General features: G+C 70.7%; 17 protein-coding genes. 10 read left to right on the top strand and 7 right to left on the bottom strand.

Annotated features, from left to right (window positions below; genetic code table 11):
- The first annotated feature begins 45 nt into the window (after positions 1–45).
- Complete coding sequence (locus tag ABZ463_RS37030; RefSeq protein WP_352013286.1) at positions 46–1,041, top strand: winged helix-turn-helix domain-containing protein; 996 nt, start codon at positions 46–48, stop codon at positions 1,039–1,041.
- A 59-nt stretch (positions 1,042–1,100) separates the two neighbouring features.
- Positions 1,101–1,385 carry a DUF427 domain-containing protein gene (locus ABZ463_RS37035; protein WP_352013287.1) on the top strand — a complete coding sequence of 95 codons (285 nt, stop codon included), beginning with the start codon at positions 1,101–1,103 and terminating at the stop codon, positions 1,383–1,385.
- An 84-nt stretch (positions 1,386–1,469) separates the two neighbouring features.
- Here the strand turns inward: ABZ463_RS37035 and ABZ463_RS37040 are convergent, their stop codons facing one another.
- The 3 genes from ABZ463_RS37040 to ABZ463_RS37050 all read right to left on the bottom strand — a co-directional run bounded on the left by ABZ463_RS37040 (position 1,470) and on the right by ABZ463_RS37050 (position 3,950).
- Entirely contained in the window at positions 1,470–2,657 is a 1,188-nt protein-coding gene (locus ABZ463_RS37040) for an FAD-dependent monooxygenase (protein ID WP_352013288.1), read from the bottom strand.
- On the bottom strand, positions 2,654–3,496 hold the full coding sequence (locus ABZ463_RS37045) for an SAM-dependent methyltransferase (RefSeq protein WP_362783888.1): 843 nt from the start codon (positions 3,494–3,496) through the stop codon (positions 2,654–2,656). The genes ABZ463_RS37040 and ABZ463_RS37045 overlap by 4 nt, the downstream gene beginning before the upstream one ends.
- Before the next feature lie 148 nt (positions 3,497–3,644).
- Positions 3,645–3,950, bottom strand: a complete 306-nt coding sequence (locus tag ABZ463_RS37050) for a hypothetical protein (RefSeq protein ID WP_352013290.1) — start codon at positions 3,948–3,950, stop codon at positions 3,645–3,647.
- Between the two features lie 841 nt (positions 3,951–4,791).
- Between ABZ463_RS37050 and ABZ463_RS37055 the strand changes: the two genes are divergently transcribed.
- Positions 4,792–5,652: a carbohydrate-binding protein gene (locus ABZ463_RS37055; protein WP_352013291.1), complete on the top strand. Its 861-nt coding sequence runs from the start codon at positions 4,792–4,794 to the stop codon at positions 5,650–5,652.
- A 388-nt stretch (positions 5,653–6,040) separates the two neighbouring features.
- Here the strand turns inward: ABZ463_RS37055 and ABZ463_RS37060 are convergent, their stop codons facing one another.
- Positions 6,041–6,328, bottom strand: coding sequence for a Fe-S cluster assembly protein HesB (locus ABZ463_RS37060; RefSeq protein WP_352013292.1), 288 nt, complete (start codon positions 6,326–6,328; stop codon positions 6,041–6,043).
- Between the two features lie 264 nt (positions 6,329–6,592).
- Here ABZ463_RS37060 and ABZ463_RS37065 point away from each other — a divergent pair, with 264 nt between their 5' ends.
- The 4 genes from ABZ463_RS37065 to ABZ463_RS37080 all read left to right on the top strand — a co-directional run bounded on the left by ABZ463_RS37065 (position 6,593) and on the right by ABZ463_RS37080 (position 9,587).
- On the top strand, positions 6,593–7,393 hold the full coding sequence (locus tag ABZ463_RS37065) for an alpha/beta hydrolase (protein ID WP_362783893.1): 801 nt from the start codon (positions 6,593–6,595) through the stop codon (positions 7,391–7,393).
- Entirely contained in the window at positions 7,393–7,848 is a 456-nt protein-coding gene (locus ABZ463_RS37070; RefSeq protein WP_362783896.1) for a transcriptional regulator, read from the top strand. The genes ABZ463_RS37065 and ABZ463_RS37070 overlap by 1 nt, the downstream gene beginning before the upstream one ends.
- 109 nt (positions 7,849–7,957) lie before the next feature.
- Positions 7,958–8,956 carry a YafY family protein gene (locus ABZ463_RS37075; protein ID WP_362783899.1) on the top strand — a complete coding sequence of 333 codons (999 nt, stop codon included), beginning with the start codon at positions 7,958–7,960 and terminating at the stop codon, positions 8,954–8,956.
- A 64-nt stretch (positions 8,957–9,020) separates the two neighbouring features.
- On the top strand, positions 9,021–9,587 hold the full coding sequence (locus tag ABZ463_RS37080) for a GNAT family protein (protein WP_352013296.1): 567 nt from the start codon (positions 9,021–9,023) through the stop codon (positions 9,585–9,587).
- 329 nt (positions 9,588–9,916) lie between these two features.
- Here the strand turns inward: ABZ463_RS37080 and ABZ463_RS37085 are convergent, their stop codons facing one another.
- Positions 9,917–10,222: a DUF1330 domain-containing protein gene (locus tag ABZ463_RS37085; protein WP_352013297.1), complete on the bottom strand. Its 306-nt coding sequence runs from the start codon at positions 10,220–10,222 to the stop codon at positions 9,917–9,919.
- A 186-nt stretch (positions 10,223–10,408) separates the two neighbouring features.
- On the opposite strand from ABZ463_RS37085, the gene ABZ463_RS37090 reads away from it, so the two are divergent.
- Complete coding sequence (locus tag ABZ463_RS37090) at positions 10,409–11,311, top strand: LysR family transcriptional regulator (RefSeq protein WP_362783903.1); 903 nt, start codon at positions 10,409–10,411, stop codon at positions 11,309–11,311.
- Between the two features lie 73 nt (positions 11,312–11,384).
- Here the strand turns inward: ABZ463_RS37090 and ABZ463_RS37095 are convergent, their stop codons facing one another.
- Positions 11,385–12,422, bottom strand: a complete 1,038-nt coding sequence (locus tag ABZ463_RS37095; protein ID WP_362783906.1) for a hypothetical protein — start codon at positions 12,420–12,422, stop codon at positions 11,385–11,387.
- Between the two features lie 106 nt (positions 12,423–12,528).
- Between ABZ463_RS37095 and ABZ463_RS37100 the strand changes: the two genes are divergently transcribed.
- Both ABZ463_RS37100 and ABZ463_RS37105 read left to right on the top strand, forming a co-directional pair.
- Entirely contained in the window at positions 12,529–13,383 is an 855-nt protein-coding gene (locus tag ABZ463_RS37100; RefSeq protein WP_362783909.1) for a helix-turn-helix domain-containing protein, read from the top strand.
- Positions 13,380–13,787 carry a VOC family protein gene (locus ABZ463_RS37105; protein ID WP_352013301.1) on the top strand — a complete coding sequence of 136 codons (408 nt, stop codon included), beginning with the start codon at positions 13,380–13,382 and terminating at the stop codon, positions 13,785–13,787. The genes ABZ463_RS37100 and ABZ463_RS37105 overlap by 4 nt, the downstream gene beginning before the upstream one ends.
- Before the next feature lie 97 nt (positions 13,788–13,884).
- Here the strand turns inward: ABZ463_RS37105 and ABZ463_RS37110 are convergent, their stop codons facing one another.
- Complete coding sequence (locus tag ABZ463_RS37110) at positions 13,885–16,554, bottom strand: S8 family serine peptidase (protein WP_362783913.1); 2,670 nt, start codon at positions 16,552–16,554, stop codon at positions 13,885–13,887.
- Positions 16,555–16,807: the final 253 nt, after the last annotated feature.

A 16,807-nucleotide genomic window follows, 5' to 3' on the forward strand; every position in this document is an offset into this window, starting at 1 on the left:
GTGAAATGTCGCCGTTTCCGAGGGTCGGTCACTAGGGTTGCCCGGGTGGGGGCGGATACGGGGACACGGGTGTGGAGCGAACTGCGGGTTTCCTCGGCGCCGAGGGTCTCGGTGTCGATCTCGCCGAATCTGACGGCTCTGGCCGTGATCGCCGACGCGCTGGCGGGCAGACGGAGGGGGCTGCCCGAGCGGTGGCGGCGGGTGATCCAGGATTCGGTCGGCCCGCAGGCGCGTGAGGCGGTCAGGCCGCTCGGCGCGCCGGGATACTCGGTCGTCCCCGACAGCGTGGTGCCCCAGACCCCGATCGAGGGCTTCTCCGTCGCCTCGCAGGCCGAGCTGCTGCGCGCGGTACCCGAGGAGCAGCTGACCGCCGACCTCGAACAGGCCTTCGGCGAGCAGGGGGTGCCCGAGCACTGGCGCTGGGCCGCCGACCGGCCGAAACGCTGGCTGGCGGGGTACGCGGCGGCGCTCGGGGACGTGTGGGACGCGACGGGGCCGGTGTGGGCGCGAGCCGCGTCCCTGCTGGACCGGGAGGTCGAGCGGGTCGGCACCGCCGTCGTCAGGGGCGGCCTCGACGTACTGCTGAGCTCCCTGAGCGAGCGGATCCAGTACGGCGAGGACGGGCTGCTGATCGCGGACCTGGAGCCGAGCCGGTACGACCTCGGCGACCGCAGGATGATCCTGGTGCCGATGCTGGCCGGGCGTGACGCCGTGATCGTGAAGCTGGACCACCCCGAGGTGGTGTGGATCGCCTATCCGGTCCCCGGAGCCGAGACGCTGTGGCACGGGCCCAACCCCCGGGCGGCCGACGAGCTGACGGCGCTGATCGGGCCGGTGCGCGCGGCGCTGCTGCACACCCTGGACCAGCCCGCCACGATGAGCGCCCTGGCCGCCGGGGCGGGGATGGTGCCCAGCGCGATCACCTACCACTGTGAGCGGCTGGTCGCGGCGGGCCTGGTCAGCCGCGAACGGCGGGGCCGTGAGGTGTGGATCGTCCGTACCCGCAGGGGCGAGGAACTGCTGGACCTGTTCCGGCACTGAGGCCCGCCGGGGCCGAGGCCCGCGCGATCCGTCGCGGGGGCGTGTGCGAACCTTGGCCCATGGCTACTGCGCGCTGGAACGGCGAGATCATCGCGGAAAGCGACGAGACGGTGATCGTGGAGGGCAACCACTACTTCCCGATCGAGTCCGTCTCCTCCGAGTACCTCAGGCCGTCGGAGACCACCACGGTCTGCGGCTGGAAGGGCACGGCGAACTACTACACGCTGCACGTCGAGGGGGCGGAGAACCCCGACGCCGCCTGGTACTACGCGGACCCGAAGGAGGAGGCCGCCCAGATCAGGGGACGGGTGGCCTTCTGGAAGGGCGTCGAGGTCACCGGCTGAGCCGGCTGCGGGACGGAGCGGAAAAGGAAGGGGGACGGCCGCGGTGCCGTCCCCCTTCCCGTGGCCGGGCGCCGGCGCACCGGTTCAGTGCACCAGTTCGGCCTCGACCTCGTGGCCGTACAGCCAGGCGTTCTGCCGCAGCGGGTCGCCCTTGGCGAAGCCCTCGTCGCGCCTGCGCTGTTCGGGACCGTCGGGCAGGTGGTTGACCACCTCGCGCCCCCGGCTGCCGAGCTGCACCTGGGAGGCTCTCGGCTTGCGGATCTCCTCGTAGCGCAGCAGCGCCCGCGCCGCGGTCTCCGGCGTCGCCTCCCGCAGGCATCCGGCCAGGACCGTGGCGTCCTCGACCGCCTGGCAGGCCCCCTGACCGAGGAAGGGCAGCATCGCGTGGGCGGCGTCCCCGAGCAGGGTCACCCGCCCGTCGGTCCAGCGGTCGAGGGGGCCGCGGTCGTACATGGCCCAGCGCTTGGTCTCCGACGCGGCGGCGATCAGTTCCCCGAGCCGGGGGTCCCACGTCTCGAACTCCCGGGCCAGGTCCTCAAGCCGGCCGTCCGTCGTCCACGACTCGACGCGCCACTCGCCGGCGGGCACGACCGCGACGACGTTGACCAGCCGTCCCCGGCTGACCGGGTAGTGCACGAAGTGCCTGCCCGGCCCGAGCCAGATCGTCTGGGACGGCCTGGTCATCAGGGAGGGGGCGGCGTCGGCGGGGACCAGGCACCGGTAGGCGCACAGCCCGGAGAAACGCGGCGGCGCCTCGGTCACGACCGTGGGCCGTACGGTGGAGTGGATCCCGTCGGCGCCGACGACCACGTCCGCGACGGCCGTGCTCTCCCGGCCCGCGGAGTCGGTGAGGGTCAGCTCGACCTCCCGCTCGTCCTGCCGCAGGCCGGTCAGCCGCCGGTCGAGCCGTACGATCTCCTCGGGCAGCGCCTCGGCCAGCATGGCCAGCAGGTCGGCCCGGTGGGCGACGTAGCAGTCGACGCCGTACAGCTTGCGGCACTCCGCCCCCATCTTCTGGGCGAACAACACACTGCCGTCCTGCCAGCGCCGCATCTCCCAGGCGGTCTCAAGGCGTACGGCGAACTCGGCCAGCCGTTCGCCGAGCCCGGCCCTGACCAGGGGGCGCACCATGTTGGGGGCGACGATGATGCCCGCGCCGACCTCACGCAGCTCACCGCTCTGCTCGTAGACGGTCACCTCGACCCCCGCCCGGCTCAGCAGCAGGGCGGTGGTCAGCCCGCCGAGTCCCCCTCCGACGACGGCGACTCTCATCGGGCACCTCCGCTGTTCACAGGCCCCGCCAGACGGCCGAGCCCTCCGTCAACTCTGATTCTGGACGGTCCCCCGCCGGGCAGCGGCGGCAGCCCGTCGTCGTCGGAGCGCCAGTCCTGTACGGGCACCAGCCCCGGGGCGAGCAGGTCGAACGGGCCGAAGAGCGCGCGGACCCGCTCGTGCGGGCGGAAGGTCACCTGCATGGGGGTGTTCGCCGTTCCCGAGGACAGCTGTGCCCGCGCGGCGGGCGTGCTCTCGGCCATGACGTGTGAGAGCGCGAGATGGCTGCCCGGCGCCACCCGCCGGGCGAACTCCCCGACGAGGCCCTCCGGGTCCTCCTCGTCGGTGACGAAGTGCAGCACCGCGACCATGACCAGGCCGACCGGCTCGGAGAAGTCGATCAGCCGGGTGACCTCGGGGTCCTCGACGATGTCACCGGGCCTGCGGACGTCGGCCTGGACGCTCGTCACGTTCTTGCCGCCGGCCAGCAGTACCTCGGCGTGCAGCCGTACGACGGGGTCGTAGTCGACGTAGACCACGGTGGCGGACGGGTCGGCCGCGTGCGCGATCTCGTGCACGCTGGGGGAGGTCGGGATGCCGGTCCCCAGGTCGATGAACTGCCGGACGCCCTGTTCGGCCATGACCTGGACCGCTCTGACCAGGAAGTCGCGGTTGGCCCTGGCCGTCGTCCTGGCGTCGGGGGCGACCGTGAGCAGCCGTTCGGCGAAGGTCCGGTCGACCGCGAGGTTGTCCTTGCCCCCCAGCAGGTAGTCGTAGACCCGCGCCGAGCTGGGCACGGTCGGATCGACCCCCGGGGGAACACGTTCCAACTTGGTCACCGCGACTCCTCCGTCGGCGAAGGCCAGCGCGTTGATCATACTGGTGGAATTACCACTCAGGATGGCTTATCAGGACCAAGTATCCGTTCTCGCTATCCCCTTCCGTACGGCCCCGCCAACGGGCGCGGGCCGTACGGAAAGAGGGTGTTCAGCGTGTCTGGACCTGGACGGAGACGATCTGGTGTGCGGTGATCCAGGTCGAGGAGGTCGTGCCCGCCGGGGCCCATTCGCTGTAGATCGGGATGTATCCGACCTCGGCGAGGAAGTGCTTCTGCAGGACGAAGACACGGTGCTCTCCCGTGCCACCCGAGCAGTAGCTGCTGGCGGTCTGGCCGTTGATCTGGTAGCTGCAACCCGTTGGGGCCGCCGAGGCGCTCGTCGCGGTACCGGTCACCATCGTGGCGGTCAGCAGCGCGGTGGCGCAGACGGCCGAGACCCGGCTTCTGGCGTTCATGCGTGACTCCTGGGGGGTGGGCGTCGGGTGTGCCGCCCGCCTTTCCGGTCCGCGCCGGGGTCGCGGCCTTCCTGGGCGGGCAAGAAGGCGGCCCCCGGGGCGGGGCGCGCCGAAGTCGCCGTCGAAGGCGATTAGATGAGGATGATGTCGCAGGTCAGCGCGCTTATGGTTAGGAAAGTTTCTTTAAAGAAAAGATAAACCGGGTCTTGGGGGGCGTCAATATCCCGTTTGGGGGAGTGCGCGGGCCGCCGTTTTCCTGTCCGGATCGGAGCTCGTGCGGGTCCCCCGGTGACGGTGCCCGGGAGGCGGTGGACCGTTGTGGCGGGTGCCGGCCGCGTCTGTCCCCTCGCCGCCCCGTCTGGGCTGTCCGTCCCCGGATGGCCATCACTTCGGGTGATCCCCCCGGCCTCTTCTCGTGTCCGCGGGAGTCGTGAGGTCGCCGACAAGAAGGATGGAACGGTCTAGAGTGTGCTCTCCAGGCGTAACACCTTGTATGCGGCCAGAAGCAGGGAAGGGCGAACGGCTCGGCATGGTATTACGGACCCGCCGATTCCAGCAATTCGCCCGTGGCCGAAAACGGGCGGCGCGAGATGAAAATCATCCGCGAACGCCTTGACCTGCTCGTTTACTGGAAAAAGGTGCATAGCGTGAAGTTATAGAAAACTGTGGGGTTCAACCCACTCCCGCACGGTGTCAGCTTTGGTCCAGTCCAGGCTGCCTGGTTCGTTCGGCCCGCCCGCGGCGGCATCGCACATCGCCGGTCCCTCACCGGCCTCGTCGGCGCCGTGCGCGGCCGGGAGGAGCGGCCAGGCACGACCCCCCGAAGGCCAAGGAGGCCATTGTGGACGCCGAGAACACCCCCGTCGAGGAATTCGACGAAGAGAATGACACCAGGGGCATCAGCCGTAAGACCCTGCTGAAGGCCGCCATCATAGGTGCCCCGATCCCGCTGCTGATGGGTGGGGTGCCCGCCCTGGCTCGGGACGCCAAGCAAGAGGGCAAGCTGCTCGACCCGACGCCGTTCTGCGGCACCGGCGACCCCGCCACGATCGCTCAGACCGAGGGCCCGTACTTCAAGCCGGGTTCCCCGCTGCGCGACACGCTGACCGGCGCCGGAACGCTGCTGACCGTGAGCGGTTACGTGTTCAACCGCTCCTGCCAGCCGGTCGCCAACGCGCTGATGGACTTCTGGCAGGCGGACAACGCCGGTAACTACGACAACTCCGGCTACACCTTCCGCGGTCACCAGTTCACCAACGCGCAGGGCTTCTACAAGCTGACCACGATCGTGCCGGGCCTGTACCCGGGCCGCACCCGTCACATCCACGTGAAGGTGCAGGCTCCCGGCCGGGGCATCCTGACCACGCAGCTGTACTTCCCGGGTGAGCCCCGCAACAGCACGGACACCATCTACGACTCGCGTCTGCTGATGAACGTCAGGACGGTCGGCTCGGGCAAGGAGGCGACCTACGACTTCGTGCTCAACTTCACGGGCACGCCGCAGACCCCCACCCCGACCCCGACCAACAGCAGCACCCCGACCCCGACCGGCAACCCGGGTGGCACCTGGGCCGCGGGCACGAGCTACGCCGCCGGAGACGTCGTCTCCTACGGTGGCTCGAACTACCGCTGCCTCCAGGGCCACACCGCCTACCCCGGGTGGGAGCCGCCGAACGTCCCCGCCCTGTGGCAGCGCATCTGACGCGCCGGCCCGGCATGACCGGTGTCCGCGTGCGCGCGGTCACCGGTGCCGGATACTCCGGCCGGCGCACCGTGGGGCCGGTGCAGCGCGGACCGGTGGGCGGGACGGCCAGCCGTCCCGCCATGGCGGCGGTCTCCTTCCGCCGCGCGAACCCCGTAGTCACCGTGCCAGGGCGGGCGCTCATCCGGTGACACAGCGGGACGCGCGGGCGGCAGGGGACCGGCGCCGCGTCCGCGGATCGGGTGCCACGCCTGGGCGTGGCACCCGATCCCGTCGTGGTCTTCCCCGGTGCGCCCGGACCCTCCCGGGTCCGCACCCCCTTTTTTCCGGGGAACGCCGGGAGGCGGCCCGTCCGTCCAGGACGCGCCTCCCGGCGGCCAGGAAGCGGTCAGCGGTTCTGCTCGGTGACGAGGAAGGCCACGGAACCCCCCTCGCCGATGTCCGCGTCCAGCGCCTTGTCGTCGAGCATGTCGGCGGCCGCCCGGTCCAGGAAGATCCGGGCCCCGTCCGTCTCGACCACCTTGTCGTCCGTCTCCGGGCCGTTCACGACCGACAGTGTCAGTGAGCCCGTGCCGTCCGCCTGCGAGGCGATCCGGACGCCGGTGTCCTCCGATTCCGCCACCTGAGAACTGAGGTCCCTGATCACCTGGGCAGCGGTGTCCGTCAATGTGAGCATTGTGACTCCTTGTCGGGATCTCGGGTTGATTACTCGCCCTTGCCCGCTGTGAAAGTGCCCAACCTCCTCGCCGGTCGTTATTTCCTCCGCCGTGCCGTACGAGGTCCCGGACGGGAAACCGGTGCCGAGGAGTTCGGCGGCGCTTGGCGGTGTGTGTTGGCGGTGCTTGGTGGCGCCCTCCGCGCGCTCATCCGAACGGACGCCTCGCCGGGTGGTCGGCGAGGGTGGCATCGCTATATTTGCTATATTTAGTACATGCTAAATATGACCGATGCGCTGTCGTTCGATGGGTGTGACCTGCGTTACGGCGACAGCGGCGGTGAAGGGGTGCCGGTGGTCCTCACGCACGGCGCCGGGGCCGACCACGTGATGTTCGACGCCCAGGCCGAACATCTGCGCGTCCGAGGGTTCCGCGTCGTCGTCTGGGACATGCGCGGCCACGGCCTGTCCCAACCGGCCGCCGGCCCGTTCACCGCGGAACGGGCGCTGGCCGACCTGCGCGCGCTCATCGAACACCTGGCGCTGGACCGGCCCGTGCTGGCGGGCCAGTCTCTGGGCGGCAACCTCGGCCAGGCCCTCGTCCGGCGGGACCGCCACCTGGCGCGGGCCCTGATCGTCATCGACTCCGCATGGAACACCGGGCCGCTGTCCTGGGGCGAACGCGTGCTGCTCAAGATGGCCGCGCCGATGTTGCTGGCGCTTCCGGCCAGGCGTCTCCCGGAGCTGATGGCCAACGCCTCAGCGGTCACACCGGCCGCCCGGGCGGACGCGCGGCGCGCCTTCTCCCAGATGCCCAAGGAGGACTTCGTCCAGGTGTGGAAGGCCGCCGTCGAGCTGGTCGTCCCCGATCCCGGCTATCGCACGCCCGTTCCGCTGTGCCTGATCCGCGGTCTGCACGACCGAACCGGCAACATCGCCTCGGCCATGCCCAGATGGGCTCAGGCCGAAGGTGTCGAAGAGGTCGTCATCCCTGACGCGGGCCACATGTCCACCCAGGACAATCCACGAGCCGTCAACGCGGCGATCGAGACGTTCCTCGACACGCTGACCCGTCAGGAGCGGTGATGGACGCCGACAAGCGCGACTCGTTCACCGTCTCGGTGGGTGACCTGCTGGCCTCCTGGAACCTGCCGCACGCCACCGGCCGCGTCTACGGGCTGCTCCTGGTGAGCGAGGAGCCGCAGTCCCTGGACACGATCGCCGCCGAGCTCTCGCTGAGCAAGGGATCGGTGAGCACCGCCGTGCGCCAGCTGGACTCCTGGGGGCTGGCCAGGACCATTCCCCAGCCGGGAAGCCGCAGGCTCCTGGTCGAGGCCGCCGGCGGAATCGCGTCCCTGCTGGAGGCCAGCCACGCGCGCGCCGGGACCCTGATCGCCGCCCTGCGAGAAGGAGAGGACCTGGTCGGCCCCGGTCCCGCGCGACGGCGGCTCCAGGACGTGATCGGCCTGTTCGAAAGTTATGTCGACGTCGGAAACCAGATGCTCACCGCGTACCGCAGGCAGCGGGAACGCCGGCCGTGAGCTCCGGCGGGTCGTCCTCGCCGGACACGTGGGGGAGGGGCACCCGTCCCCGGGGGAGGCCGGGGGACACCGGGCAACGCTGTGGGGCGGCTGCGGGACAATGGTGCGCATGCGTGCGAGTCGCCTGCTGTCACTGCTGCTGCTTCTGCAGACCCGGGGGCGGATGACGGCCACCGAGCTCGCGGGAGAGCTTGAGGTCTCGATCCGCACGGTCTACCGGGACGTCGAGGCGCTGTCGTCGGCGGGTGTGCCGGTCTACGCCGACCGGGGGCCCGCCGGGGGATACCAGCTGCTGGACGGCTACCGCACCCGCCTCAACGGCCTGACGGCACAGGAGGCCTCCTCGCTGTTCCTCGCGGCGCTGCCGGGGCCCGCGGCGGAACTGGGCCTGGGAGAGCTCGCGGCGAACGCCGAGCTGAAGCTGCTCGCCGCGCTGCCGCCGGAGCCGCGTTCCCACGCCACCCGGATGCGCGAGCGCTTCCACATGGACGTCCCCGGGTGGTACCGCGACGCCGACGAGACCCCTTTCCTGGCCGACGTCGCGGAGGCGGTCTGGGAACAGCGGCCGATCCGCATGACCTACCGGCGCTGGGGGCCTCGCGAGGTCGTACGGCTGGCCCAGCCGTACGGCCTGGTGCTCAAGGGCGGGACGTGGTACCTCGTGGCGGCGGCCGACGGGGGAGGCCCGCGCACCTACCGCGTGTCGCGGATCGTGACCGCCGAGATCCTCGACGGCCGCTTCGAACGGCCCGAGGGCTTCGACCTGTCCGCGTTCTGGAGGGACTACTCGGCCGAGTTCCGTGCCCGCATGCACACCGGGCACGCCCTGGTGCGGGTCGCGCCGGAGGCGACGAAGATGCTCCGTTACGCCGTCGGCGCCGAGATCGTCGACACCGCCCTGGCCGACGCGGAGCCGCCGGACGAGCGGGGCTGGACCACACTGCTCCTGCCGACCGAGTCGACCAGGCACGCCCACTGGCTGTTGCTGCGAATGGGCGCGGACATCGAGGTGCTCGAACCGCCCGAGCTACGCGCCATGATGACCGAGACGGCCGCCGGGCTCCGCGACCTGTACGCTTCCCGGGGGGAGCCCGGAGAAGGCGTCTGAACAGCGGAAACGCCGGGAGGAAAAACCGTCGCCCATCGCAGGGTCGCTGCCCTACTCTGTCCGGATGCCGAAGCCTTTCTCCCCCGCCTTTCCCATTCGCACCGCCCGTCTGATCCTGCGCCCCTTCACCCACGACGACCTGGAGGAACTGCACGTCATCCGGTCGCTGCCCGAGGTCGCACGGTACGTGCCCTGGGAGCCGGGTGACCTGGAGAAGACCGCCAAGGCGCTGGAGGCCAGGATCGGGCAGACGACGCTGACCGAGGAGAACCAGCCGCTCACCGTCGCGGTCGAGGTGGCCGAGACCGGCGAGCTGATCGGCGACGCCATGTTGTTCTGGGTGAGCGAACAGCACCGCTGCGGAGAGGTCGGCTACGTCTTCCACCCCGCCCACCACGGCAGGGGATACGCGACCGAGACGGTCATGGCCCTGCTCGAACTCGGCTTCGACGGCCTGGGCCTGCGCCGGATCATCGGCCGTCTCGACACCCGCAACGAGGCGTCCGCCCGGGTGCTGGAGCGCGTCGGCATGCGCCGTGAGGCCCACCTGGTGGAGAACGAGCTGTTCAAGGGGGAGTGGACGGACGAGTTCGTCTACGCGATCCTGCGGCGCGAATGGGAGTGCCGGTAAGACCCGTGCGACCAGGTACACCCGTTCAACGGATCTTTCCGTGATCGTCGGGCGTACGTGGTCGTGATCCGGATTCGTGAGGGTCGCGGCGGCGCGGCCGACCGCTTCGCGAGAGAGCCGGACGCCGCGTGCGCCATCCCGGCGCGCCCCCGGGCTGCTTCGGCGACGGAGGAACCGCAGGTCGAAACCCCTCGAAGTCAGACTCTGAGCAGCCCCGGCGGGGCACGCGGCAGACGGATGCAGGGTGCGCCCCGGTCATCGACACCTGGTGTTCGCTGGACCGAGCTGTCGCGTGGGAAGCGGTTCGCCCCGGGCGAGGGCGGGTGTGGTCAGCCGACGCCTTCGACGATGCGGAAGTCGCGCTCGACGCCGTCGGGGAGGGCCCCCAGCGCCTTCTGGTATGCCTCGCTCTCGTATGCCGCGACGGCCTGTTCAAAGCTGTCGAACTCGATCAGAACGACGCGTTGCGTGATTCCGGCCTCGTGGGCGACGACTCGACCGCCACGGGACGGCAGGAGGGACAGGTTGCGCCCGCCCCCGGCCTGGACAGCCAGACCGGCCAGCTTGTCGTAGGCGGTCAGCCTCTCAGGGTCGGAGACGGCAGGGTAGACACTGACCCAGTAGCCCTTGGCCATGGAAACCTCCTGTGTTCGGCCGGACACGTCCGACTTCGAATCGGCACTCGGATCGATCGATCCCGGCGGCGGGTACCGCGGCCGGTCGAATCGCCGTACGCGCAGGTTAGGGCTTGATGTGCGGCCGAGGGAAAGACCGGTCCGGGATAGACTCAGAACGGATCGTTATCAATCGGCAGGGGGCACATGGCGCCGGACACGGTGAGCCTGCGGTACTTCCTGGTGCTGGCACAGGAGCTGAACTTCACCCGCGCGGCCGCACGGATCGGTATCGCACAGCCCGCGCTCAGCGCCCGGATGCGCCGACTGGAGGCGGAACTCGGTACGGCCCTGCTGGTCCGCAACACGCGTAGCGTCGTGTTGACCACGGCCGGGGCGGCTTTGGCGGAGTCCGCGCCGCCCGCGCTGGCGGCACTGGACCGGGCATGGGACACCGCCCGGAAGGCGGCGGCCGGTGAACTGGGCACGCTGCGCATCGGATACAGCCTCACCGCCGGGGCCGAGACGGCACCGGCCCTGGTGGACAGGCTCATTCGCAGCAGCCCGGGGCTGAAGGTCGGCGCGGTCCCGATGGCGACACCGGAGATCTGCCCCGCGGTCGCCGACGGCCGCATCGACGCCGGGATCACCCGCGGTGAACAGCCGGGCCGTGGCGTGCGCCGGTTCCTGCTGCGGCGTGAGCGCGTCGGGGTCCTGCTGGCGCGGCACCATCCGCTGGCCGAACACCCGGAGATCGAGATCGCCGACGCGGCCGCGTATCCGCTGCGGCTCCCGGACCGTGCGGCCAACCCCGTGATCTACGATCAGCTGTCCGCGCTGTTCCGAGACATCCGGCCACACCCCCGGTTCCACACGCCCGCGGTCACTGTCGACATGTCTCTGCGCGACCTGCGCGACGGGGCCACCCTCGCCCCGGGCGGAGAAGCCGCGGTCACGGCACAACCGGCCGGTCTCACCTGGCGACCGCTGCGGGGCGCGCCCAGCCTGACGATCCACCTGGTCCTCCCACGTGAGCCGTCGCCGCTACACCGCCGCATCCGTGCCGTCGCCAAAACCCTGGCGCACGAACTGCACTGGCTGCCGGACTGACGCGCGAGAGGTCAAGCGAGACGGACGCCTGCGGTGGCGGGGCCGGAGACATTGCCCCGTCCGCTGACCCGGCTCAGTCCTCGATGCCCGGGTTCGCCGCGAGGACATGGTCCCTGAGCCGTCTGAGGCGCGGCAGGAAGTCGCGGACCCGCAGCGCCCGTTCGCGCAGCCCGGCGGCGGAGCCGACGCCCAGGTCCTCGGTCAGGTCGAGGAAGCCGGGCATGAACGCCTCGGCCGCCCCGGGGCCGCCGTGGGCCAGGATCTTCAGGCAGCGGGCGTAGGTCGCGGCGATCCAGAAGACCGCCTCCCGATGGTGCCCGCGAGCCAGAAGGTCGTGACCGCCGCCGACCGCGATCGGCCGCGCCGCCGCTGTGACGTCCGAGGCGAAGGGGTACGGCGTCGCGGGCCCGGCGGAAGCGGCGTCGAAGGCCCGTGTCATCGTCCCCAGGTGGTGCGCCACGCGTTCCGGGGTCAGATGCGCGCAGCCGAGCAGCGCGAGCAACTCCTCGTGGGCCTCCGGCCTGCCGTACTCGATCAGCAGCGCCCGTGCCGCCAGGTAGCGCAGCCGTACGGTGGGATTGCGCAACCCCGCGGTGAGCAGGACATGCGTGGTCACACCGGTCGGGAACAGCCAGCCCGTCACCCGGTCGTACGGCGGAGCGGAGACGTCGAGTGCCGCGAGCCCGTCGGTCACCCTGCGCTCGGCCTCCTCACAGCGCCTGACGACCCACCTCCGCCTGGCGTAGTCCCCGGCGGCCGCGGCCCGCAGCGCGGTCAGGGCACCCGTGGGGTCGGCCAGGACCGTCTCTCCCCGCAACGCGCCCGCGAGGTGGTAGGAGGCCAGGATCTCCTCACCGGAGGGCATCGGTTCCCAGCCCAGATAGGTGACTTCGAGCAGGGCCCCGCCGTAGCGGAACTTGCCGGGCTTGCGGGGGGTCCGCCTGGCCGAGAGGACGACCATGACGTCGACGTCGGAGGAGGGGGAGAGCTCGGCCTCCGCGGGCAGCCAGACCGTCGACCCGCTGAGGAAGGCGCCCGCGAAGTCAGGGATGTCCGAGGAGTGTTCGGCGACCCACCGCTCCGCCACCGCTCGTGCCTCTCCAGCGTTCACCGGTTCATCTTATTGATTTACTTTGTAAAGGCGCCGGGTTCGGACGAAGCCGTCACAACGGAAACCACAAATAAACTGGCCTTGAGGCCGGGAAGCTGGAGGCGGGATGGAGTTCGTCGTGCAGGCGCCACCGCCTGTTTTGCGGCCCTTTGTCGCGGGCTACACCGGCTATCGGGAGGCGGGGCCGGAGCCGAGGGTGCACCGTGGCCTGCCGTCGCCGTACCTCACGTTGATCGTCACCCTCGACGAGCCGCTCGTGATCGCGGTGCGTTCCGACGGGAGGGCGGGGCCGGAGCGGTACGACGCGTTCGTCGGCGGTCTGCACACCAGTTCGGCGCTGATCACCCATGACGGGCGTCAGTCGGGCATCCAGCTGGCGTTGACGCCGCGGGGCGCGCGGGCGCTGCTCGGCCTTCCCGCGGGGGAGATGGCGGGCGCCGACCTGCACCTGTCGGAGGTCGCGGGAGGCTGGGCGGGGCGGTTGCGTGAGCGGGTGCTCGAAGGCGGGGCCGGCGGCTGGGCCGGGCGTTTCGCGGCTCTCGACGCGGAGCTGCTGGCCCGGGTGAGTGTGGAGCGGGTGATGCCGGCCGAGGTGGCGCGGGCCTGGGGGTTGCTGACGGCCTCCGGTGGTACGGCGAGCGCGGCCGAGCTGGCCCGCGCGGCGGGCTGGAGTGGCCGTTACCTGAGCCGGAGGTTCGCCGCGGAGATCGGTCTCCGGCCGAAGGAGGCGGCGCGGGTCGTGCGTTTCGACCGGGCGCGGCGGAGGTTGCGGCGGGCGGCGGCGCTGGGGGAGAGGCTGACGCTGGCGGATCTGGCGGCCGGGTGCGGTTACTGCGACCAGGCTCATCTGGCCAGGGAGTTCGGTGCGCTCGCGGGGTGCCCGCCGAGTCGCTGGCTGGCGGAGGAGTTCCGAAACGTCCAAGCCTGGGGTGCCGCGCTGGCGGAAGACTCGGGTTCATGAGCAACAACACTTCACAGCCCCGGGTGTGGCCCATGTTGCGCGCCCGGAATCCTCGTGATCTCATCCGTTTCCTCACCGAGGCGTTCGGTTTCGAGGAGAGCGTGGTGTACGGCGACGGCGAGCGGGTCGACCACGCCGAGCTCTCCTGGCCGCTCGGCGGCGGTGTCATGCTCGGCGGGGCGCGCGACGTCGCGGACGATCCGTGTGGGCTGGTGCCGGGTACGTTCGGCGCCTATGTCGTGACGGACGCGCCCGATGAGCTGTTCGCCAGGGCGGTCGCCGCGGGGGCGCGTCCGGTTCGCGAGCTCACGGACACCGACTACGGTTCCCGTGACTTCGTCGTCGCCGATCCTGAGGGCAACCGGTGGTCGTTCGGTACCTACGGGGGGCATGTCGCGGAGTGAGGTGCGGGCCACGGGGTCGTCCCGTGGCCCGCGCGTTCACCGGCCTTCGGTTCCGGCCAGAAGGTCAGTGGGTCAGTGGGTCAGCCCGGCCGGTAGGTCAGGGGGTCAGGATGTCGTCGATGGCGGCGTGCAGGTTGGGCTGCGGGCCGATGTGGTGGGGGTCGCCGGTGGGCTGGGCCGTTCCGGTGAGTTTGAGGGTGTCGCGGACCTGGGCGGGGGTGAGCACTCCGCTGTTGGCCTTGGCGACGCCCTGGAGGGCGGCGACGGTTCCGGCGATGACGGCGCTGGCGCTGGAGGTGCCGTTGAAGGAGCCGTTGTAGAGCTTGTTCGGGTTGGTCTCCGAGGGGGTCAGTTCCTGCCAGCCGGGGACGCCCAGTGTCGCCACGCAGGCGCCGTAGGCCTGGACGTCCAGGCGGGAGCCGTAGGTGGAGAAGGACAGGGCGGTCCGCTCGGCGGCCGGGCTTGAGCCGGTGCAGTTGGTTCCGCCGGGGCTGGGGGGTGCTCCGGCGCCGACCATGATGGCGCCGGAGTCGGGGCGGCCCATGATGGTGGTGGCGTAGGTGTCGGTGGTGTCGTCGAGGTTGTTGCCGCCGTTGCCCGCGGCCTCGACCACGGTCACTCCGGCGGCGACGGCCAGGACGGTCTGGTCGTAGACGCTGCCGTCGACCTCCCAGGGGTACCAGGGGCCGCCGCCGCCGGACGGGGTCACCGCGACCTCGTACAGGATGACGTCGCCCGGTCCGGAGTGGGCGGTGGCGTAGGCGACGCTGTCGGGTACGGCGGTGCCGGACACGTGGAGGGTGGCGTTCGGGGCGATGCCGGCCATGCCGACGCCGTTGTCGTCCTGGGCGGCGATCACTCCGGCGACGGCGGTGCCGTGGGCGACGGAGGAGTCATGCGAGCAGGGGTCGCCGAACAGGGACGGCACCTGGACGATCTCGCCGGTCGCGACGCGTCCGGCGAGGTCCTCGTGGCAGAGGTTCCACTGGTTGGTCAGCCCGTTCAGTTCGACGGGGCTGTGCCGGTTGGTGGTGGTTCCGTCGCCGAGCTGGCCGCTGCTGTTCATGCCCCAGACGTAGAACCACTGGCCGAGTTTGGTGATGGTGTGGGCCAGGCCCGCCACGGCCGCCTCGCTGTTGGCGGTGGTGGCGGTGGGGGAGTGTCTGTCGGTGGTGGTTCCGTCGCCGAGCTGTCCCTGGTTGTTGTCGCCCCAGGTGTAGGTGGTCGAGGAGACCGAGGAGGTGGTGGCGACGCTGTGCTTGGTTCCTGCGGAGACGCCGTTGACGTTGGTCAGGCCGGTGACGGAGACCGGGGTGGTGCGGGTGGTGGTGGTTCCGTCGCCGAGCTGGCCTTCGCTGTTGTCGCCCCAGGCCTTGACGGTGCCGCCGGTGATGAGGGCCAGGTTGTGGTCGCCGCGGCTGCTGACCTGGCCGACGTTGGTCAGGCCGGTGACGGTGGCGGGGGTGGTGTGGTTGGTGGTGGTTCCGTCGCCGAGCTGGCCTGCGCCGTTGTTGCCCCAGGCCTTGACGGTGCCGTTGGCCATCAGGGCCAGGGAGTGGACGCCGCCCGCGGCGATCGTGCCCGGTCCGGCGGCCACGCCGGTGAGGCCGGGGACGGTGATGGCGACGGGGGAGTCGGAGCCGGCGTAGCCGAGTTGTCCCTGGCTGTTGTCGCCCCAGGCGCGTACGGTGCCGTCGGACAGGACGGCGAGGGAGTGGCCGATGCCGGCGCTGATGCCCACGGCGTTGTAGATTCCGGCGACCTGTACCGGGACGGTGCTGTCGGTCAGGGTGCCGTTGCCGAGCTGGCCCTGGCTGTTGTCGCCCCAGGCCCAGACGGTGCCGTCGCTCTTGAGCGCGAGTGAGTAGGCGGCGCCGGCGGAGACGGAGGAGATGTCGGTCAGGCCGGGGACCTGGGAGGGGACTGTCTTGGCCGTGGTGTTGCCCAGGCCGAGCTGGCCCTGACCGTTGTCGCCCCAGGCCCACACCTGCCCGAGTGTCGGTGACCAGGAGACCATCAGGGAGTGGTCCTCGCCCGCGGCGATCGTCTGCGCGCCGTAGGAGGGGATGACCGGGGACTGGACCTCGATGTCGGTGACGGTGATGCCGTCGCCCTTGCCGCCGGTCTGGGCGTTGGCGTAGTCGGCGTCGACGCCGCCGCCGGCCGGGGAGCCGGTGGCGTTGCGGTACTTCTGGTGTGAGGCCAGGGGTTCGGTGGGGGAGACGAGGTTGGGCCTGGCCTGGGCGATCTCGACCGAGGGCAGGGCGTTGAGGTCCTTCAGCAGGCCTTCGACGCCGCTCTTGGGGGCGGTGACGACGAACCAGGAGTTGAGGTCGGGCAGTTGCCTGCCGGTCTTCTTCTCCAGCTGGAGGCGCCGTTCGGTGGTCTTCGTCTCGGAGGCCGAGGACAGGGGCCTGATGGAGGCGTCCTTGTACTTGGCCAGGACCTTCTGGATGTCCGCGGTGTCTCCGGAGTCCTTGGCGACCAGGCCCTGCCCGCGCAGCCGTACGGTGAGGCCGGGTTTGAACTTCACCGTGAGCTGGGTGGTCGAGAAGCCCTTGGGCAGGGGGGCGTGGGTTCCGGGGGCGGTGGCCTTGTCCTTGCTGTGGTCGTAGGCGGGGGCGGGTTCGGCCGAGGCGGGGCCCGCGGTGACCACGCCGGACAGTGCGCCGACGGCTATGGCGAGTAGAGCGGCGGCGAGTCGTCGTCCGGTTCGCCGTTGTGGGGGAGATCCCGCGTGACCCCGGGTGGCGGAGTGATCTGGCACCGAATTCTCCTCTTTTCTTGCTCGTCGTCCTCTGTGGTGCGTGGGTGCCGCCCGGTGTTCGTGACTTTGGGCATGCGGGCACGCCGAATGGCGCGTTTCCCACGCGATGGGTGTTTGTTGTGAAACCAAGGGAGCCGACGGGTCAGCATAGGCCGATCACATGTGTGAAAATCAACTGTGAATTTGATTTACACGGTTGGCTTCCAGGTGGATGCGCAGCGTCATTGTGCCGGCCCTTGTTATGGGAGATTGG

Source organism: Streptosporangium sp. NPDC020145 (assembly GCF_040631275.1).
Classification (GTDB): Bacteria; Actinomycetota; Actinomycetes; order Streptosporangiales; family Streptosporangiaceae; genus Streptosporangium.